The 19,932-nt window shown below is 71.4% G+C and carries 18 protein-coding genes; 3 read left to right on the top strand and 15 right to left on the bottom strand.

The window, feature by feature from the left end:
• Positions 1 to 24: 24 nt before the first annotated feature.
• The 12 genes from JOF43_RS03640 to JOF43_RS03695 form a co-directional block, all read right to left on the bottom strand.
• Entirely contained in the window at positions 25 to 261 is a 237-nt protein-coding gene (locus JOF43_RS03640; protein WP_209899237.1) for a hypothetical protein, read from the bottom strand.
• Positions 262 to 390: 129 nt separating this feature from the next.
• Complete coding sequence (locus tag JOF43_RS03645) at positions 391 to 675, bottom strand: ribosomal protein L7/L12 (RefSeq protein ID WP_209899239.1); 285 nt, start codon at positions 673 to 675, stop codon at positions 391 to 393.
• A 276-nt stretch (positions 676 to 951) separates the two neighbouring features.
• On the bottom strand, positions 952 to 1,422 hold the full coding sequence (gene rplI / locus JOF43_RS03650) for a 50S ribosomal protein L9 (RefSeq protein WP_209899244.1): 471 nt from the start codon (positions 1,420 to 1,422) through the stop codon (positions 952 to 954).
• Between the two features lie 17 nt (positions 1,423 to 1,439).
• Positions 1,440 to 1,676, bottom strand: a complete 237-nt coding sequence (rpsR, locus tag JOF43_RS03655; RefSeq protein ID WP_209899247.1) for a 30S ribosomal protein S18 — start codon at positions 1,674 to 1,676, stop codon at positions 1,440 to 1,442.
• A 122-nt stretch (positions 1,677 to 1,798) separates the two neighbouring features.
• Positions 1,799 to 2,350: a single-stranded DNA-binding protein gene (locus JOF43_RS03660; protein ID WP_209899250.1), complete on the bottom strand. Its 552-nt coding sequence runs from the start codon at positions 2,348 to 2,350 to the stop codon at positions 1,799 to 1,801.
• Between the two features lie 56 nt (positions 2,351 to 2,406).
• Positions 2,407 to 2,697, bottom strand: coding sequence for a 30S ribosomal protein S6 (gene rpsF / locus JOF43_RS03665; RefSeq protein WP_209899253.1), 291 nt, complete (start codon positions 2,695 to 2,697; stop codon positions 2,407 to 2,409).
• A 228-nt stretch (positions 2,698 to 2,925) separates the two neighbouring features.
• Positions 2,926 to 3,228 carry a putative quinol monooxygenase gene (locus tag JOF43_RS03670; protein WP_209899256.1) on the bottom strand — a complete coding sequence of 101 codons (303 nt, stop codon included), beginning with the start codon at positions 3,226 to 3,228 and terminating at the stop codon, positions 2,926 to 2,928.
• A gap of 341 nt (positions 3,229 to 3,569) precedes the next feature.
• A complete protein-coding gene (locus JOF43_RS03675) occupies positions 3,570 to 4,370 on the bottom strand; it encodes an ABC transporter ATP-binding protein (RefSeq protein ID WP_209899259.1) in 801 nt (266 codons plus the stop codon).
• Complete coding sequence (locus JOF43_RS03680) at positions 4,367 to 5,368, bottom strand: FecCD family ABC transporter permease (RefSeq protein ID WP_209899262.1); 1,002 nt, start codon at positions 5,366 to 5,368, stop codon at positions 4,367 to 4,369. The genes JOF43_RS03675 and JOF43_RS03680 overlap by 4 nt, the downstream gene beginning before the upstream one ends.
• Positions 5,365 to 6,447: a FecCD family ABC transporter permease gene (locus JOF43_RS03685; RefSeq protein ID WP_342592079.1), complete on the bottom strand. Its 1,083-nt coding sequence runs from the start codon at positions 6,445 to 6,447 to the stop codon at positions 5,365 to 5,367. The genes JOF43_RS03680 and JOF43_RS03685 overlap by 4 nt, the downstream gene beginning before the upstream one ends.
• Position 6,448: 1 nt before the next feature.
• On the bottom strand, positions 6,449 to 7,498 hold the full coding sequence (locus JOF43_RS03690; protein ID WP_209899264.1) for an iron-siderophore ABC transporter substrate-binding protein: 1,050 nt from the start codon (positions 7,496 to 7,498) through the stop codon (positions 6,449 to 6,451).
• Positions 7,499 to 7,696: 198 nt separating this feature from the next.
• Positions 7,697 to 8,233: a GNAT family N-acetyltransferase gene (locus JOF43_RS03695; protein WP_209899267.1), complete on the bottom strand. Its 537-nt coding sequence runs from the start codon at positions 8,231 to 8,233 to the stop codon at positions 7,697 to 7,699.
• A 36-nt stretch (positions 8,234 to 8,269) separates the two neighbouring features.
• Here JOF43_RS03695 and JOF43_RS03700 point away from each other — a divergent pair, with 36 nt between their 5' ends.
• Complete coding sequence (locus tag JOF43_RS03700) at positions 8,270 to 8,941, top strand: TetR/AcrR family transcriptional regulator (RefSeq protein WP_209899270.1); 672 nt, start codon at positions 8,270 to 8,272, stop codon at positions 8,939 to 8,941.
• Here the strand turns inward: JOF43_RS03700 and JOF43_RS03705 are convergent.
• The 3 genes from JOF43_RS03705 to JOF43_RS03715 form a co-directional block, all read right to left on the bottom strand.
• Positions 8,868 to 11,087 carry a catalase gene (locus JOF43_RS03705; RefSeq protein ID WP_209899273.1) on the bottom strand — a complete coding sequence of 740 codons (2,220 nt, stop codon included), beginning with the start codon at positions 11,085 to 11,087 and terminating at the stop codon, positions 8,868 to 8,870. The genes JOF43_RS03700 and JOF43_RS03705 overlap by 74 nt on opposite strands.
• 98 nt (positions 11,088 to 11,185) lie before the next feature.
• Complete coding sequence (locus tag JOF43_RS03710; protein ID WP_209899276.1) at positions 11,186 to 13,930, bottom strand: transglycosylase domain-containing protein; 2,745 nt, start codon at positions 13,928 to 13,930, stop codon at positions 11,186 to 11,188.
• Between the two features lie 205 nt (positions 13,931 to 14,135).
• Positions 14,136 to 15,662, bottom strand: a complete 1,527-nt coding sequence (locus JOF43_RS03715; protein WP_209899279.1) for a CCA tRNA nucleotidyltransferase — start codon at positions 15,660 to 15,662, stop codon at positions 14,136 to 14,138.
• 93 nt (positions 15,663 to 15,755) lie between these two features.
• Between JOF43_RS03715 and JOF43_RS03720 the strand changes: the two genes are divergently transcribed.
• Positions 15,756 to 18,191: a DUF6049 family protein gene (locus JOF43_RS03720; protein ID WP_209899282.1), complete on the top strand. Its 2,436-nt coding sequence runs from the start codon at positions 15,756 to 15,758 to the stop codon at positions 18,189 to 18,191.
• A complete protein-coding gene (gene murJ / locus JOF43_RS03725; RefSeq protein ID WP_209899285.1) occupies positions 18,188 to 19,927 on the top strand; it encodes a murein biosynthesis integral membrane protein MurJ in 1,740 nt (579 codons plus the stop codon). The genes JOF43_RS03720 and murJ overlap by 4 nt, the downstream gene beginning before the upstream one ends.
• Positions 19,928 to 19,932 lie beyond the last annotated feature (5 nt).

Raw genomic sequence — 19,932 nt, forward strand, 5'->3', positions numbered from 1 at the left:
TCCTCACCTGCCCTACCGGGCGGCTCAGTACTCCTTGCGCAACTCCTCCCGGACGGACTCGTTCAATCCCACCAGGAGCAGGATCGCGGCGGGCACGAGGACCAACAGCCCGGCGAGGCCGACGGCGGGAAGGAGAGTGAGGCCGTAGCCGATCGATCCCAGGACGATGGCAATCGCGATGAGGGGCACGGTGTGGCCACGGCGGGGCCTGCGGCGGGTCGGGGGAGGCTCGGTCTTCGTGGTCTGTTCGGTGATCGTCATGTCCCGACTCTGCCCGACCCCGGAACGGGGGACATCATGCGAGGGGAGGAACCCAGATCGGAGATGGTCGATGCTGCGGTCGACGAAGGTCGGAGGCCGCTCGGCCACCGAAGCGCGCTGGGAACGCCCTCAGGCAAGGCCCGCCCGATACTGGTCGATCGCGTCCTTGGCCTCCTTGAGGCCCGCCCCGGTGTGTTCGCGGTACACCTTGATGGCCGCGATGTCCTTGCCCTCGGCGACGAGCCGACGGGACTCGGCCGGGATGTTCGGCCCCACCTCACCGCGCAGGCGGAGGAGCTCCTCCTGGCCGATGTCCGCGCGTGCGGCCAGCACGTCGACCAGCCCTTCCAGATCTCGGATCTGTGCCTGCAGGCTGTCGATGTGCACCTGCTGCTGCCTGCTTCGTCCGAACATGCGCTGAGCCTACTGCTCCTCCGGATCCTGTATCCGGGGTGCCCGCGGTGGACGTGCCTGATCGGCCCGAGAGCAGAAACGGGCCTGGGCGAGATCCACGCGAAGAAACCCCTGCACCGACGTGGTGCAGGGGCTCCTCAGGACATACGCGATCAATCCGGGCGATCAGGAACTCTCCGACTCTCCTGACCTCCTACCGCTCGTACCTCGCAGTACGTCGATCAGGCCCTACCGAACTGCCCGATCTCCTACCGCTCGTACCTCGCAGTACGTCGATCAGGCCTTGACGGCGCTCTTGGCGGCGACGACCTGGATGACGAGGTTCGCGAAGACGTCCTCGTGCAGGCGCACGGTGGCCTTGTGCTCACCGAGCGAGCGGATCGGCGTGGGGAACTCGACGGTGCGACGGTCGATGTCCTTGTCGAACATCGCCTTCACGCCCTCGGCGACCTCCTTGGAGGCCACGGCACCGAAGAGGCGGCCGTTGTCGCCGGCGCGCTCGGCGATGACGACGGGCTTGGACTCGAGGGTCGCCTTGAGGGACTGCGCCTCCTCGAGGCTGGCGATCGCGCGCTTGCCGCGGGCCGCACGGATCTGGTCGAGCTGACGCTGACCGCCCTTGGTCCACGGGGTGGCGAGGCCGCGAGGCAGCAGGAAGTTGCGGGCGTAGCCGTCGCGGACATCGACGATGTCCCCGGCGGTGCCGAGACCCGTGACCTCATGGGTGAGGATGAGCTTGCTGGTCATGTGCTTCCCTTCCTCGCTCAGCGGCCGGAGGTGGAGTACGGCAGCAGCGCGATCTCGCGGGCGTTCTTCACGGCCTTCGCGATCTTGCGCTGCTCCTGGACGGTGACGCCGGTGACCCGACGGGCGCGGATCTTGCCGCGGTCGGAGACGAACTTGCGCAGCAGCGCGGCGTCCTTGTAGTCGACGGTCTCGAGACCGGCGGCCTTCAGCGGGTTCTGCTTCTTCTTCGGCTTGCGAAGAACAGGCTTGGCCATCGTGGTGCTCCTTCTTTCTGAGGGGAGCCCGGGCATGCACCCGGGATGGAATGGATCTGGAACTGCAGCGATCGGTGCGGACGCCTCACGCGCTCAGGCCCGTGCGGCGTCAGCGGTCACGATCAGAAGGGAGGGTCGTCGTACCCGCCCTGATTGCCGCCGCCGGCCCACGGGTCGGCGGAGGGAGCGCCCTGCGGGGCATTGTTGTAACCGCCCTGACCGCCGTAACCACCCTGGCCGCCGCCCTGCGGGGCACCGCCCTGGGGGCCACCGCCGCCGAAGCCGCCCTGGCCGCCGCGTCCGCCGCCGCGCTGGACCTTGTTGGCCTTCGCGGTCGCGTAGCGCAGCGAGGGGCCGATCTCGTCGACGTCCAGCTCGATGCTGGTGCGGTTGTTGCCCTCACGGTCGGTGAAGGAGCGCTGCTTGAGGCGACCCTGCGCGATCACGCGGGCACCCTTCTCCAGCGACTCGGCCACGTTCTCCGCGGCATCGCGCCAGATGGAACAGCGCAGGAACAGAGCCTCGCCGTCCTTCCACTCGTTCGTCTGACGGTCGAAGCTGCGCGGGGTGGACGCGATGGTGAAGGACGCGACCGCGATGCCGGACTGCGTGAAACGCAGCTCGGGATCAGCGGTGAGGTTGCCGATCACCGTGATGACGGTGTCATTCGCCATGGATGCTCCTCTGCTCCGGGGTCGGTAGGTGTGGTGCGGGGATCAGTGAGCGCAGGTCACTTGGCGTCGAGCCGCATGACCTTGGTGCGCAGGACGGACTCGTTGAGCCCCAGCTGGCGGTCCAGCTCCTGGGAGGTCTCGGTCTTCGCGGTGAAGCTGAGGACGATGTAGATGCCCTCGGTCTTCTTGTCGATCTCGTAGGCGAACTTCCGCTTGCCCCAGACGTCGACGTTGTCGATGGTGCCACCCTCATTGGGGATGACCTGCACGAGCTTCTCGAAGGTCTCGGTGACAGTCCGCTCATCGACGGACGGGTCGAGGATCACGACCATTTCGTACTTACGCATGTTCTGGTACCCACCTCCTGTGGTCTCAGCGGCCACGGTCTCTCCGTGGCAGGAGGGTTCATGCCATCCGCGCGGGCATCGGCGACGCACGACACGGACCGCACGATCCTACCCGGCCCCTCCGGTGAGGGCCAGAGCGGGCCGGGACGTGCGCGCGGCATCACAACGGAGGGCGCGCGGCATCACAACGGAGGGCGCGCGGCGTCACCACGCAGGGAGCCGGCACCGTCACTCGCGCAGGGGCGACCCGACCACGTCGAACCGGAGGCCGCCGGATCCGCCCGAGAGCAGCGGGCGCGCCGCCGCGATGGAGTCGCGGACCTCAGGGCGCTGCAGCGAGGCCCGATGCGCCTCGGCACTCGTCCACAGCTCGAGCACGAACACCGTGTCCGGTTCCTCGGCGTTCACCCCGACCTCGTAGGCCAGGCACCCCAGCGCCTCGAGGGCGTCGCTGGGCCGGGTCAGGAGGGCCACCAGGTCGTCACGCCTGCCCGGTGCCGAATCGAGGGTGGCCACGTTCGCGAAGGTCATGGCGATCATCCTTGCACCCTCCCGCCCTCGGCGCCACAGGATCCTCAGCGCCTCGGCGGGCGCCCCATCGCCTTCCTGACCCGGGCGTACCAGCCGCCGGTGCTGCGGCCTCCGGCGATCCCGCCCCCGGCGACCGCCCCGGCCGTGCGCCCCTGCAGCCGGGTGCCGCAGCGCTGACACAGGTGACGACCCGTCACCGAGGTGTGGATCCTGCCTCGGATCCGGTTCCCGCACTGTTCGCATCGTGTGGCCATACCCGATCGTCGCACAGGAGGACCTGACATCGATGTGAGGTCGGGTCGCCGCAGTTCACGCCCCCGCTCACGGCAGGTCCGGGCGCATCAGTCCTCGCGGCGACGCGGGATGACCAGGGGGGTGCCGCTCTGGGGATCGGCGGTGACCACGGCGCGCAGCGAGAACACCTCGTCGACCAGCTCCTCGCTGAGCACGTCGGCGGGCGTCCCGGAGGCCACGATCCTCCCGGAGTCCATCACCACCAGGTGATCGGCGTAGCGGGCGGCCTGGTTGAGGTCGTGCAGCACGGTGACGACGGTGCGCCCCTCCTCACGCATGTCCTGGCACAGGTGCAGCACGTCGATCTGGTGGGCGACGTCGAGGAAGGAGGTCGGCTCATCGAGCAGCACGTACTCCGTGCCCTGCGCGAGGATCATCGCGACCCAGACCCGCTGGCGCTGACCGCCGGAGAGCCCGGCCACCGGCCGCTCCGCGATCCGCTGGACGCCCGTGGCCTCGAGCGCGGCGGCGACCGCCTCGTCGTCCCCGGGCAGCCACTGACGCAGCGGCGAGTGATAGGGGTGGCGACCCCTGCCCACCAGCGCCCGCACGGTGATGCCCTCCGGGACGACGGGATCCTGCGGCAGCAGGGCGATGCGCCGTGCGACGGCCTTGGGTCGCCAGCGCCCCAGCGGACGCTCATCGAGCAGGGCCTCCCCGGCACGCGGGCGCAGAGTGCGGGCGAGCGTCTTCAGCATCGTCGACTTCCCGCAGCCGTTGGGGCCGATCACGGCGGTGAACAAGCCCCGGGGCACCGTGAAGTCGAGGCCCTCCAGGACCGGCTTCTCCCCGTAGGCGACGGTCGCCGCGGCCAGCCGCAGCGAGGAGGCGGTATCGGAGGCGCTCATGCGTCGGATCTCTTCCATTCGGACAACAGCAGATAGCCCAGGTAGACGCCGCCCACCCCGGCGGTGATGACACCGACGGGGAGGTCCTCGACCGGGGCGACGTGCTGGACGGTGAAATCGGCGAGCACCATGATCAACGCGCCCACCAGGGCCGACAGCACGAGCTGGGGGCCTGGGGCGCCGACGGACCGCCGAGCGATGTGCGGGGCGGCCAGGGCCACGAAGGCGATGGGGCCGGCGACCGCGACCGCCGCGGCGGCCAGCAGCACGGCCAGCAGGATCGCCGCGGTGCGGGTACGGAGCGCGGAGCCGCCGAGGGCGTCGGCCAGCTCATCGCCCAGATCCATCATCCGCAGGTCGTGGGAGAGCAGGGCGACCGCGGGGATCAGCACCATCAGCGCGATGCCGATCAGCGCGGCCTGGCCGAGGCTGCGGGAGTTCAGGGTGCCGACCAGGTAACCGGCCAGCTGCGAGGAGCTGTCGCGCAGGGCGACGGCCACGACGTACTGGGTGACGGCCAGCGCCATCGCGGAGACCCCGATGCCGGTGATGATCACGCGCGCCGGGGAGGCGAAGCCGAGCCCGGTGGAGACGTGCACGAGGCCGATCGCGACGGCGGCGCCGAGCAGGGCGCCGACGGGGGCGGGCACGAGTCCCGGCGCGAGCAGGGTCGCCAGCGCCACCCCGGCCCCGGCGCCGGCCCCGAGACCGATCACGTCGGGGCTGCCCAGGGGGTTGCGGGTGACGGTCTGGAACAGCGCTCCGGCCAGACCGAAGGCGATGCCCGCCCCGATGCCGACCAGCAGCCGCGGCCCGCGCAGCCGCTCCAGGACGAAGGTGACCTTCGTGCCGGCCTCGCCGCGGGCGGCGGAGGCCAGCTCCCCGGGGCCGATCCCGAGCTCGCCCCAGGCGAGGGTCGCCACCGCTCCGGAGAGGATCGCCGCGACCAGCAGGATCCCGATGCCCAGGGGGCGGGAGGACAGCGCGCGCCCGGTCATGTCGTCACCTTCCCGCGACGCACCGACCACAGCAGGAACGGGGCGCCGAGGAAGGCCGTGACCACCCCGACCATCAGTTCCTGAGGTCGGGCGATCACCCGGGCGAGGACGTCGGAGCCGAGCAGCAGTGCGGCACCGAGCAGCAGGCAGATCGGCAGCTGCCAGCGGTGGTCGCTGCCCACGAGTCCTCGCACCAGGTGGGGGACGGCGAGGCCGACGAACGCGATCGGCCCGACGGCGGCCGTGGCGGCCGCGGCGAGCAGGGTCGCCGCGAGGAGCGCCCCGGCGCGCAGCAGGCCGACCCGGGTGCCGAGAGCGGTGGCGACGTCGTCGCCCAGCGCCAGCATGTTCAGTCCCGGCGCCACCACGATCGCCAGCACCAGGCCGAGCACGAGCGCGGGGGCGACGGCGCCGAGGGTGGCGTAGGAGGAGCCCGACAGCGAGCCCACCACCCAGTGACGATAGGAGTCGAAGACGTCGGGGCGGGTGAGGATCATGGCCTGGATGTAGGCGTACAGCACCGCGGAGACCACGGCGCCGGCCAGGATCAGCGGCACCACCGAGTGGGACCCGGCAGGGCGTCCCAGCAGGTAGACCACCACCACCGCGAGCAGCGCCCCGGGCAGGGCCACCCAGACTCCGGCACCGCTGCCGGTGACTCCCAGGAAAGCGGTGGCGGTGACCACGGCCGCCGAGGCGCCGCTGGTCACGCCGAGCAGGCCCGGCTCACCCAGGGGATTGCGGGTCACGCCCTGGATGAGCAGCCCGGAGACGCCCAGGGCGGCACCGACGGTGGCCCCGAGCACCGTGCGCGGCTCGCGGGCGGCGACCACCTGCCGCATGTGCTCCTCACCGCCGCCGCGCAATGCGGCCCACACCTCGGCCGGGCTCGCGGCGCGTGCGCCCAGCGCGAGGCTGGCCACGGCGGCGAGCACGAGCACCAGGGCGACCAGCACCACCACCAGCCAGGGCGGGAGGCGGGCCCCGGTCGGAGCCGCCGAGGCGTCTCCGGGGACGGCCGACGGCCCGTCCGACAGATCATCGGGCGGGCCGTGCGGGGCGAGAGCGGTCCTGCCCACTTCAGCTCGCGGAGACCTTCGCGATGGCCTCGTCGATCATCGGCACGTAGCGCTCGAGGGCCCACGGGACGGTGAGCGGGGTGATGATCGAGGATCCGGTGACGAAGGACTGGTCCGTCGGCGCCACGACCGCGCCCGCTTCGATGGCGGGGATGGAGGCGTAGAGGTCCTGGGCCTCGATGGTCTCCCGGTTCGACTCGTCGGAGTAGAAGGTGAAGATGAGGTCCGAGTCGGCCAGCAGGTCGGCGTTCTCCAGACCGATCATGGCGGAGTCCGTGCCGGGCTCGTCCCACTCGCCCAGCTCCTGGTTGACCGGGTCGACGGTGAGGCCGAGTGCGCGGACCATCGCCACCCGCTGCTCGTCCTCGTAGAAGACGCCGAGGGTGCCGGGGCCGGAGTTGTAGATGAAGGAGAAGGTGTGGTCGGCGTACTCGGGCCGCGCGGAGTCCTCGAAGGTCGTGTGGATCTCCTCGATCAGGGAGGCGGCCGCCTCGTCCTCGCCCAGGGCCTTGCCGATCGTGGTGATCTGCTCCTGCCAGGTGATCACCCAGGGCTGCTCCGCGTAGGCGACGGTGGGGGCGATGTCGGTGAGGATGTCGAACTGCTCCTGGGTCAGGCCGGACCAGGGGGCGAGGATGACGTCGGGCTCGAGGGCGAGGACCGCCTCGACGTCGAGCTCAGTGCCGCCGGTGAACTGCTCGGGCAGCTCGCCGCCGGCCTCGGTGACCGCCTCGTGGATCCACGGCAGGTAACCGGTGTCGTCGGCGCCCCAGGGGTACTCCTCGATGCCCACGGGGATGCGGCCCAGGGCGACGGCCGTCTCTGCCGAGCCCTGCCCGAGGGTCACGATCCGCTGCGGCTTCTCGGTGATCTCGGCGCTGCCGAGGGCGTGCTCGAGCGTCACGGGGGTGAAGCCCGCCCCGGCTCCGCCGTCGTCGGAGGTGCCGGGGCCCCCGCCCTCTCCGTTCCCGCTGCAGGCGGCGAGCGCCAGCGGCGCGGCGAGCGCACCGGCGAGCCAGGTACGGCGGGCGAAGCGGGTCGTGACGGTCATGGCTCTCCTGCGGGTCAAGGTCGGGCTGCCGAACAGGCTCGACAGACTTAGGCAAGACTAACCTCACGAAATTCGCCGGGGAACCGTAGGGCATGCGGACCACCCGGTGATCCTGGTAACAGGGCAGGACACCGACCTGGCGAGCGGTGCAGCTGGGTGCGGAGAACGGCCCCGCAGCGCCGCCCGGCGACGACGCCGTCAGCTCCCGAGCGGGCGCTCGTAGCGCAGCAGCTCGACGAGCTGCCCATCGGGGGCGGTCTCCACGGCGTGCCCCACCAGCTCGAACGCCGAGGTGGCGAGCACCTGCTGCGAGGCCACGTTGTGGCCGGAGGTGCGCGCTGTGAGTCGTCGGAGTCCGCTACCGGCCGCGAATCGGGCTCCGAGCTCGAGTGCCGCGGCGGTCAGGCCCTTCCCGCGGTGCGCGGGATGGATCCAGAAGCCGACCTCGACCTCCGGGGCACGGACGCCGAAGAGCACCAGGCTGCCGGCGAAGGAGTCCGTCGCGGGATCGGCGATGGTCAGGACGGCGAGGTCACCGCGCTGCAGGCCGGGTTCCACGTCGCGCCGGATCATGGCGCGCACGCTCGAGGGCGTGTACCGGGGCTCGGGAAGATGCGCGTGGGTGCGCACCGCGGGGTCCTCGGTCCCCTCGGCATAGGCGGCGGCGTCATGCAGGGCCAGTGGCCGCAGACGAGCCCGGTCGTCGGAGAGCGGGAGCAGGTCGGCGTCGAGCATCGCCCTAAACTAACCTTGTTCGTTTAGGATCGTGGGATGAGCTACTGGAACCATCGCAAGGAGGTGCGGCGCGAGCGCTCCGTGGACCACGAGGCCCTCGCCCGGGCGTCGGCGATCCTGCTCGACGACGGCGGGCCGCGGGCCCTGACCGTGCGATCCGTCGCGAGCGCGCTGCAGGTGGCACCGTCGAGCGTCTATTCGCGAGTGCACGGTGTGGAGGACCTCTTCGATCTCGCGCTCGATCACGTCCTCGGCGAGGACCAGGAGGTCGCCGCTGCTCTGCGGGGCCCCGATCTCATGGGGCTCCTGCTCGCCCAGTATCGGCACCTGCTGCGGCACCGGTGGGCGTGCGAGGTGATCTCCCGGCGCCCGCCGCGCGGGCCGAACCATCTGCAGCTGTCCGAGCGGATGTGCGACCTGCTGGTCACGGCCGGTGCCGCGGAACCGCTGGGGACGTCCTACGCGGTCTCGAACCTCGTCATCGGCAGCGCCGTCACCGCGCCTCTCGCCGAGGCTGAGCTCGCGGCCGCGATCGACGAGGAGGCGGCGCCGGTCTACGCGAGCCTGCACCGCGATCAGGAGCCGGACCCCGAGGCGGTCCTGCGCTCCGCGCTGGCCACCCTCCTCGCACCGCTCAGACCGCCGCCGGGAACCGCTCCCACACGCGGTGGGCGCCCAGCAGGGACCGGATCTCGCCGAGCACGGTGAACGGGTCGTCCCCGAGGACGAGTCCCGCGCCACCTGGGGCCGTGTGCGCTTCGAGCGCCTGACGCCCGGCGCCCCAGGCACCCAGCGCCTTCGCGTGGCGCCAGCATTCGTCGATCAGCTTCCCGACCCGCGGTTCGACCTCCCCGGAGCTCGGTGCGCCCGCCTTCGGATCCACCGAGGGCCTGGAGTCCGGGGCGCTGAGCGGCGCGCCCGCCAGCAGCAGCGCGTCGAACTCGACGGAGGCTGCGGTGCCCAGGGTGCGACCCACCGGCACGCCGGCCACTTCACCGCCGCGCGGGGCGATGACCACAGGGGTCATCGACGCTGAGACGATCTCCTCGTGCAGCGCGAGCAGATCGGAGTTCTCGCCGTCGGGGTCGACGACGATGCCGATCATCCGGCCGTCGGTGGGCCAGGTCCCGCCGAGCTGGGACAGGGGGCCGCTGGTGATGACCTGGCCGTCGCCCTCGTCGTCGGCGGGGACCGTCGGGCCCGGAGCGGGCATCCCGAGCGCCGCGGCCACGCGGGCGCACAGCTCGCCGTCGATGTTCGCCAGGCACTGCAGCTGGCGCTCACGGATGACGTTCTCGTAGCACTTGCCCAGCTCGAAGGCGTAGGCGTCGACGATATGGTCCTGCTCCACGGGGGTCATGCTGCGCCAGAACAGGCGGGCCTGGCTGTAGTGGTCCTCGAAGGTCGCCGACAGCGCCCGCTCCTTGACGCCCTCGGGCACCCGCACCGGCAGGTCCGTGAAGGCGTCGGCCCCGGCTACGGCCATGACGGGGCAGCCGCCGTCGAGCGAGTTCGGCTGGTACGGCGCCACCCCCGCGTAGTCGGCCTGCTGGCCGTAGCCGTCGCGCAGCATGTCGTTGATCGGGGCGTGGGCGCGGTTGATCGGCAGCTGGGCGAAGTTCGGTCCGCCCAGCCGGGTCAGCTGCGTGTCGACGTAGGAGAACAGCCGCACCTGCAGCAAAGGGTCGTCGGTGACGTCGATGCCGGGCACCAGATGGCCGGGGTTGAACGCGACCTGCTCGGTCTCGGCGAAGTAGTTGCTGGGGTTCCGGTTCAGGGTCAGGCGCCCGACGGGCTGGACCGGGGCGAGCTCCTCGGGCACGAACTTCGTCGGGTCCAGCAGGTCGATGCCCTCGAAGCTCTGCTCCGGCTCGTCCGGGAACACCTGGAGGCCGAGCTCCCAGCTCGGGTGGGCGCCGGCCTCGATCGCGTCGGAGAGGTCGCGGCGGTGGAAGTCCGGGTCGGCGCCTCCCAGGAGCTGGGCCTCCTCCCAGGTCAGCGAGTGCACGCCGAGCGTCGGCTTCCAGTGGAACTTCACCAGCGAGGTCTCCCCGTCGGCATTGCTGAGCCGGAAGGTGTGGATCCCGAAGCCCTCCATCATCCGGAACGACCGCGGGATCCCACGATCACCCATGAACCACAGCGTGTGGTGCTGCGCCTCGGTGTGCAGGGACATGAAGTCCCAGAAGGTGTCGTGGGCGCTCTGGGCCTGCGGGATCTCCCGGTCGGGGTGGGGCTTGGCGGCATGGACGACGTCGGGGAACTTGATCCCGTCCTGGATGAAGAACACCGGGATGTTGTTGGCCACCAGGTCGAACGTGCCCTCGTCGGTGTAGAACTTGGTAGCGAAGCCGCGGGTGTCCCGGGCGGTGTCCATCGACCCGCGGGAGCCGACGACCGTGGAGAACCGGGTGAACACCTCGGTGCGCGCGCCCTTGGCCAGGAAGCCGGCGCGGCAGATCGGCTCGGCGGACCCGTAGCCCTCGAACACCCCGTGCGCGGCGGCGCCGCGCGCGTGCACCACCCGCTCCGGGATGCGCTCGTGGTCGAAGTGCGTGATCTTCTCGCGCAGGTGGTGGTCCTGCAGCAGCACCGGGCCGCGCCGTCCCGCCTTCAGCGAATGGTCCGTGTCGCGCAGGCGCGCACCCTGGGAGGTGGTGAGGTGCTCTCCCTGCTGGGCGGTGGTGGAGCGCTCCGGGCCGGGTTCGGCACCCGTCGGCGTCCGGGGCTCGGCGCCCTCCTGGTCGGGCTTCGGGGGCAGCGGGCCGGTGGGTTCCGTCGGCTCCTCGAGCGAGGGCGGGCGGCTGCTCGGGCGACCGGGGGCCGGGGTGGGGCTGTTCTTCGCGGATGTCATGACGGTTCCCTCCTCGAGGGATCGGGTGTCGGTGACACCCTTCACCGTAGGGCCGTGCCGCGTGAGGGCTCCATGAGGACCGACCGGTCAGTCCGCGCTCAGTCCCCTCCGTAACCCTCCCGGCCCGTCGAGCTCGGCGTCGAGGGCAGCAGTGCATCGGCCCCGCCGCCGTCTCCCTCACCGAGGCCGCCGCCCTGGCCGGTGTCACCGCCCTGGGCCTCGTCCTCGGAGGTCTCCTCCGACGGCTGCTCCGCGTCCTGGTCCCCGCCGTTGGACGGTTCCTCGCTGAGATCACCCGAGGGCTCATCGGAGGGCTGATCACTCGGCTCGTCCGACGGCTCATCGCTGGGCTCGTCCGAGGGCTCGTCGCTCGGCTCGTCCGAAGGCTCATCGCCCGGCTCATCCGACGGCTCGTCGGAGGGCTCATCGCCCGGCTCATCCGACGGCTGGCCGCCGAGCTCCTCGTCGTTCTGGGACGGCTGTTGGTCCTCCTGCACGGGCTGCTCCGGGGTGCTGCGTTCCCGGGTCTCGTTGTCCAGCGTGACCGCCTCGTCGAACTGCAGCATCTCCTGTCCCTCCAGCGAGGGCGACATGATGTTCCCCCAGATGTCGGTGGGGTAGGTGCCGCCGGTGATGCTCTCCTCGCCGCCGAAGGCTGTCAACTGTTCCGCGGAGGTGCCGTCCTCCGAGGGCTGGAACATCCCCACCGCCGTCACCAGCTGCGGGGTGAAGCCCACGAACCAGGCGGAGCGGAAGCTCTCCGAGGTGCCGGTCTTGCCGGCCACCTGGCGCCCGTTCATCACGTTCTGGAGCTCTCGGGCGGAGCCCTTCGTCGGCGGTCCCTGCAGGGCGACGGTCGCATTCGTCGCGACGTCCTCGTCCATCACCCGCCGCTCCTCGGACTCGAACTCGTATCGCGTGGACCCGTCGGGACGGGTCACCGTCTTCACGATGTGCGAGCCGTGGTGCACGCCGCCGGCGGCGATGGTCGAGTAGACCTCACCCATCTCGGTGACGGTCGGTGACGCCGTGCCCAGCACGTTGGAGGCCGCCGAGTCCAGGCCCGGCGTGGTCTCCGGGAGGCCCAGTTCGATGGCGGTCTGCTCCGTGCGTTCCGGACCGATCTCGAGGTTCGCCTCGGCGTACGCCGTGTTGATCGAGTGGGCGGTCGCCTCCTCCAGCGAGACGCGACCGTAGTCGACGTCCGAGAAGTTCTTCACCGTCCAGCCCGGGAAGGTCTTCGGAGAGTTGCCGTCCCAGCGGGAATCGAGCGGGTAGCCGTCCTGGAGCGCCGCGATCAGGGTGAAGGTCTTGAAGATCGACCCCGCCTGCATGCGCGACTGGGTGGCGTCGTTGCGCGGCTGGGTGACGTAGTCCGGGCCGCCGTACATGCCCTTGATCGCGCCCGTGGAGGGGTCGATCGTCACGGTGCCGACCTTGTTCTGCTCGGGGCGGTCATCGGGGAGGTCCTCGATCGCCTGGACGGTGTTCTCCTGGATGGACGGGTCGATCGTGGAGACGATCGTGAAGCCGCCGGTGTTGATCTCCTCCTCGGTGAAGCCCTGCTCGAGCAGCTCGCTGCGCACCTGCATCAGGAGATAACCGTTGGTGCCGCCCAAGGAGTTCTCGGTCCGGGGCTCGATGGTCTCGGGGAACTGCATCGCGTCGGCCTCCTCGCGCGTCAGCTGCCCGAGGTTGACCTGCCGGGAGATCACGCGGTCCCAGAGCCGGACGGCGTCCTCCTCGTTGTTGGCCGGGTCGTAGGCGGAAGGACCGGGGATGACGGCCACCAGCAGGGCGGCCTCCTCCTCGGTCATCTCGGAGGCGTCCTTGCCGAAGTACGCCTGGGAGGCCTCCTGCACGCCGTAGGCGCCGCGACCGAAGTAGATGGTGTTGAGGTACCGGGAGAGGATCTCGTCCTTGCTGAGCTCCTGGTCGATCTTCAGCGCCATGATCGCCTCCTTCGCCTTGCCGACGTAGGAGGTGGTGGTGCCGGTGTAGTACCGCTCGACGTACTGCTGGGTGATGGTCGAGGCACCCTGCCGGGAGCCGCCGGAGAGGTTGTTGACCAGAGCGCGGACGATGCCGCGCGGGGAGACGCCGCGGTTCTCGTAGAAGCTGTCGTCCTCGCTCGCGACGACCGCGTCCTTGATGTTCTGGGGGATCTCGTCGGATCCGAGCTCGGTGCGGTTGATGTCGCTGAACGAGCCCATCTCCGTCGTGCCGTCGGAGAAGTAGACGCGGCTGGTCTGGGCCAGGGCGATGTCGGAGGGCTCGGGCACCTCCGTGTCGTTGTACAGCCACACGGCGAAGCCGAGACCGGCCAGGACCAGCAGCGCCATCACGCCGGCGATCAGGCGGAAGGACGGGAGCCAGCGCCAGGGGTTCTTCGCCCCGGCGCGGGGATAGTTCAGGAAATTGGTCGCCGCCGCCTTCTTGGTCGCGCCGCGCCGGGACCCGCCCGCGGCGGCCGTCGCGGCCCCGGCACGCTTCGCACCCGGCCGCGCGTGGCGCGCGTTGACGGAGGTGCGGCCGCCGGCGGTGTCCGAGGCCGACGCGGAGGGGCCGGACGCGGCGGCCGAGCCGGCGGCGGCACCGTGCGAGGCGGTCCTCGAGGTGGACTTCGGGGAGGTGGGCCTGCCGGAGGAGTTCGCGGCTCCCGCGCCCGCTCCTGCCGCCGTGCCGGTGCGGCTGGTGCCCTTCGGATCCGGGGTCTTCCCCGCAGGCTTGCCGGACGAGGTGCGGCGCACTCCGGCGGCGCGGCGTGCGCCACCGCTCGACGAGGCCTTCGATCGCTCGGATCGGCCCGACGAGCCATGGGACGAGCGGCGGGAATCGCTCATGACTGCTCCTGGTCCTTCGAGGGGACGTACGGGTGCGCACACCGGGAGGGCGCACGACTTCCCAGTATGAGCACGCTCTCCCGTCCGACGGAACGACCCCGCGTCGAACCACACAGGGTGTGCACGTCTCGTGCGGCGCCGCTCACATGGACCGTTCGGACGGTCACACGATTGTCACACCCGACCTCGACGTCGCCTCCCAGGATCAGCGGTTCTCCCGCTCGCGGGCCTCCCACCAGGTCAGCAGCTCCTCGATGGCCCGTTCCTCACCGAGGGGACCGTGCTCCATGCGCAGCTCGAGCAGGTGCGTGTACGCCTCGCCCACGGCGCGGCCCGGTGGGATCCGGAGGATCTCCATGATGCGGTTCCCGTCGAGGTCGGGACGGATCCGATCGATCTCCTCCTGCGCGGCGAGCTCATCGATGCGGGCCTCGAGCTCGTCGTAAGCGCGGGCCAGCTGACGGGACTTGCGACGGTTGCGGGTGGTGACGTCGGCCCGGGTGAGCCGGTGCAGGTGCTGCAGGAGGTCGCCGGCGTCGGTCACGTACCGCCGCACCGCCGAATCGGTCCACGGCTCGTCGGCGTAGCCGTGGAAGCGCAGGTGCAGCTCGACCAGCCGCGCCACTTTCCTGGTGGTGTCCTTGTCGAAGGTCAGCGCCTTCATCCGCTTCTTCGTCAGCTTCGCGCCCACGGTCTCGTGGAAGCGGAAGGTGACCACCCCGCCCGGTTCGAAGCGGCGGGTCGCGGGCTTGCCGATGTCGTGGAACAGCGCGGCCAGGCGCAGCACCAGGTCCGGGCCCTCGCAGGGGCCGCCGGACCCGGCCGCGCTCTCGAGATCGACGGCCTGGTCCAGCACGGTGAGGGTGTGCTGGTAGACGTCCTTGTGGTGGTGGTGCTCGTCGATCTCGAGGCTCAGCGCCGGCAGCTCGGGCAGCACGTGGGCGGCCAGGCCCAGCTCGACCAGGAGCTCGAGCCCGCCGCGCGGGTGGGCGCCGAGCATGAGCTTCACGAGCTCCTCGCGCACGCGCTCGGAGGAGACGATGGTGATCCGCTGGGCGAGCGCCTCGATCGCGTCGGCCGTGGCGTCCTCGATCCGGAAGCCCAGCTGGGACACGAAGCGCACCGCGCGCATCATGCGCAAGGGGTCGTCGTCGAAGGACTGCTCGGGCGTCACCGGGGTGCGCAGCACCGTGCGTGCCAGGTCGGAGAGGCCGTCGAAGGGGTCGACCAGCTCGAGGGAGGGGATCCGCACGGCCATCGCGTTGACGGTGAAGTCGCGGCGGGAGAGGTCGCCCTCGAGGGTGTCGCCGTACGCGACCTGCGGCTTGCGGCTGGTGGGGTCGTAGGACTCCGTGCGGTAGGTGGTGATCTCCACCCTCACGCCGTCGCGCACCCCGCCCAAGGTGCCGAATTCGCGCCCCATGTCCCAGATCGCGCCGTCGTGCGTCCACTGCCGCAGGATCGTCTCGGTCTCCTCCGGTCGCGCGGAGGTGGTGAAGTCGAGGTCCGCGCTGGAGCGGCCCAGCACCGCATCGCGCACCGGGCCGCCCACCAGGGCGAGCTCGAAGCCGGCGGCCTCGAAGCGTCGGCCCAGGTCGTGGATCTCCTCGGGCAGGGCCCGGAACATGGAAGCGGACCGGGTGCGGGCTACCGCGAGCCGCTCCGTGGTGCCGGCGGTCTCATCAGCGGGGTCGACGGGGTCGAGGGGGTCGGGCACGGAGGGTCCTGTCATGGATCGGGGGGCGTTCGGGCGTGAGACGGACGCGATGTAAGGGTCTCGTGCACCCGGGACCCCTCTACGGTAGCGGCCGCTTACAGTGTCACCATGCCGTCGTCCCCGCTACCCGTGCGCCCGATGCTCGCGGCACTGCTGACGGCACTGCTCATGGCCTCATCTGTGCTGGTGGGCGGCTCGGCGACCCTGATCCCGGGTGCGCGCGCCGCCGGCGTCGAGACCCCCGCCGCCCCTCCGGAACCGGCCTCCGACGCGCCGGTGAGCATGGACCTCGTCTCCCTCACCCCCACCTCGCTGGCCCCGGGCGGCACGCTGACCGCCCAGATCGAGGTGACGAACACCTCCTCCGAGCCGCTGCCCGACGTCGCTCTGGAGCTGCGCACCCGCACTTCCCGTGTCACCGATCGCGAGATGCTCACCGACTGGCAGTCCGACACCTCCCCGGACACCTCCGGCGCGGCGCTCGCCACCTCGGACGAGGTCGGTGAGCTCGCCCCCGGCGCGTCGACCACGCTGACCGTCGAGGCGAGCGCCGAGGAGCTCGACTACGACGAGGCCTCCTACTACTGGGGGACCCGCCGCATCTCCCTCACCGCCGTCGCGGGCGACGAGCCGCTCTCGGGACTGCGTTCCTTCGTCGTGTGGCGCCCGGAGGACGCGACCGCGTCGATCACCCAGTCGGTGCTTCTGCCCGTGACCTCCCCGGATCCCGCCGCCGCGGTCACCGACCCCCAGGCCAACCAGGAGTCCCTCGCCTCCGGGCGGCTCGCCGCCCAGCAGGAGCTCGCCCTGCGCGACGACGTCGACTGGTGGCTGGACCCGGCCCTGCTGGACCCGCCGCTGCTGCCCGTCGACACCGAGGAGGGCAGCGGTGAGGACGCCCAGGACGAGGAGTCGGTCCAGCCGCCGCGCCAGTACGCGCCCGATCCCCGGTCCGAGGACCTCGCGACCGCCCTGGAGGAGGGGGCCGGGGAGCGCACCGTGCTGTCCGCGCCCTACGCCCGGGCGGACGTCGCGAGCCTCGAGGCGGCCGATGCCGGCACCCTGCGCGACGTGGTGCGCGAGAAGAGCAGTGCGACCTGGGAGGAGTCCGGTGTCGACCCACGCGCCTCGTCGATGCGCGTCGAGGGGCCGACGGCCTCGGGCGAGGCCCTGGACGGCTTGCTCGACGCCGGCGCGTCCACGGCGATCCTGCCCTCGGTCTCCCTGCGCGCCGATCTGGAGGGGAGCGTCACCCCGAGCTCGGTGGGCGTGTACGAGTCAGCCGACGGGGACCAGTTGCCCCTGCTCGCACCGGACGCCGTGCTCTCGGACGAGTTCTCCCAGCTCACGGCCGACTCCGACACCGAGCAGACCCGCCAACGAATGCTCGCCGAGACCGCGACCATCGCGTCCGAGTACAGCAGCGCCCCGCGCCACCTGCTGATCTCCCCGGATCCCGACGCCGCGCTGGACCCCGCCGCGGCCGGCGCGACCCTCGATGCGCTCGCGCAGGCTCCCTGGGTCTCCAGCGGGCGCACCGGCAGCCTGCTGGACGCCGCCGCGCAGGAGAACCTCACCACGGACGCCCAGGACGACGGGGGCGAGCTCTTCGCCCACGGGCGCCTCGGCGGTGCCGACGTGATGCCCTCGGCCCGCGAGGAGGACGGGAGCTGGAAGCATCTCGAGGCCGCCCGGGACCCCGAGCTCCTCGACCCCGAGACGATCGACTCGCTCGAGGACACCTGGCGACGGCTCGGCACGCTGGCCACCGTGATGGAGGACGACTCCTCGCTGGAGCCGCCGCGCCTGGAGGTGCTCGGCGCCGTCTCGACCCGCTGGCGCGGCCAGCCCGAGATCCCCTCCGAGCGCGCCGCGCGATCCGCCGCCCTCGCCGAGGACCTGGAGGGGAAGATCGAGGTGGTGCCCGCCTCCGGGTACAACCTCATCTCCGACTCGGTGGGCGTGCCGATCACCATCTCCAACGGCCTGGACTCCCCGATCACGGTGCACACCGAGGTCTCCTCTGACCGCCCCCTGGTCCAGATCGGCGAGCACGGCGCCGTGGAGGTCCCCGCCCGCGGCCAGGTGGACGCCACCGTCCCGGTGGACGCCGTCGCCAACGGCACCGTCACCCTGACCACGGTGCTGACCACGGAGGACGGCAAGACACTGACCGAGCCGGTCGAGGTGCCGCTGACGGTCAACCCCGCCTGGGAGAACTGGACCACGCTGGTGCTGGTCATCGCCATGGGCGTGCTGGTGGTCGTCGGCGTGGCCCGGGCCCGCCGAACGGGCGCCTCCACCCGCGCCCCGGCGGTCCGCGGTCCGGAGGACCCCGAGGAGCTGGCCCTGACCGGTCGCTCGACGCCCGCCCCGGTCTCGGACGTTGCGGACGACTCCGCCAGCACGGTCGCACGGGACGCCACGGAGGACGCGGCCGGTGAGGAGGAAGAGCGGATCCCGCCCGCGGACGACGACCCGTCGACCGCCGACGACCCCCGCCCCGAGCCCGACGCCGACCGTCCCGAGGAGGACCGCTCATGAGCACCGCCCTCCGCGCCCAGCACGTCCCCCGCCACCGCCGGCACGGCGCGGCCTCCAGCCGCACGAAGCTCATGCAGGCCAGCGTGGTGATGGCCGCGGGATCAATGGTCTCCCGGCTGCTGGGCTTCGTCCGCAACTTCATGTTCGGCGCGATCCTGTCCGGGTCCATGTCGTCGGCCGCCAGCGCCTTCAGCGCCGCGAACACCCTGCCCAACACGATCTGGCTGCTGGTGGGCGGCGGCACGCTGAACGCCATCCTGGTGCCCGCGATCGTGCGGGCCGTGAAGCGGCCGGACCGCGGCAGCGACTACATCTCGCGCCTGATGACCCTGGTCGCGGCGGTCTCCCTGGGCATCACCCTCGTGTGCATGCTCGCCGTCCCGGTGCTGCTGACCGTCACCAGCGGCGTGCTGCCGCCCGGGACCTACGCGCTCGCGGTGCAGCTGGGCTACTGGATGATGCCGCAGGTCTTCTTCTCGGCGCTGTACGTGATGTGCGGGCAGCTGCTGAACGCCCACGACTCCTTCGGGCCCTACCAGTGGGCGCCGGTGCTCAACAACCTCGTCGGCATCCTCGGCGCCGCGATGTTCCTGGCCGCCTGGGGCAGCGTCGGCTCCCCGGCCGACTGGACGCTGCCGATGATCATCGCGATGGCGGCGATCAACGTCGGCGGCTCGGCCGCGCAGGTCGTGTTCCTGTCCTGGTACGTCCGACGGCTGGATCTGCGGCTGCGGCCCCGCTGGGGCTTCCGCGGCCTGGGTCTGGGCAAGCTCAGCCGGATCGGCCTGTGGACCCTGGGGATGCTGGGGCTGGGGCAGTTGGGCATCTGGGCCTCGCGCTGGGCGACCGGCGGGGCGGTGCGGATGACCGAGCAGCTGCACGACCAGCCGGAGCTCGCCGCCCGCTACCCGGCGCTGCTGACCATGGACTGGGCGTACATGGCGTTCATGATCCCCCAGGGGATCATCGCGGTCGCGGTGGTCACGGCCGTCTTCCCCGCGATCTCGCGGCGCGCGGTCGACGGGGACCACGCCGGTGCCCTCGCCCGCTACGCGGAGACAAACCGGATGCTGGCGGTGCCGATGATGCTGTGCACCGCGGTGTTCATCGCCCTGGCGGGCCCGATCATGTGGGCGATCGGCGGCGGCACCGGCGAGATCGGTGCCCGAGCCAACGGCACCGTGCTGGTCGCCTACATGCTGGGACTGGTGCCCTTCGCCTCGCTGTACCTGATCAAACGGGTGTTCTACGCCTACGAGGACGCCCGCACCCCGTTCATCTCCCAGATCCCGATCACCGTGATCAGCCTCGCTGCGGTCCCGATCATCCTGAACACGGTCGATCCGATGTGGGCGACGATGGCCGCGGCCGGCTCCACCAGCCTCGGCAATCTCGTGGCCTGGCTGGTCGGGATGTGGCAGCTGCGCCGCCACGCGGCCGCGCTGGACACGCCGCCGCCGAGCATCACCACGGGCCTGATCGTCACGGGGAAGCTGCTCGTGGCGACCGTCGCCAGCTGGGCGGTCGGCACCGCTCTGGTCGCCCTCGCCGGTGACCTGATCTGGTGGCACCGGCTGACGGCCGTCCTGCTGGGAGGCGTCGTCGCGGTGGTGATGGCGGCGGTGTTCGCCGCCGTCGGCTGGGCGCTGAAGGTGAGCGAGGTGCACCAGCTGATCGGCTACGCCCAGCGTGTCGTGACCCGGGTGACCGGTCGACGTCGCAGGGTGACCTCGTAGCATGG

The organism is Brachybacterium sacelli, from assembly GCF_017876545.1.
Lineage (GTDB): Bacteria > Actinomycetota > Actinomycetes > Actinomycetales > Dermabacteraceae > Brachybacterium > Brachybacterium sacelli.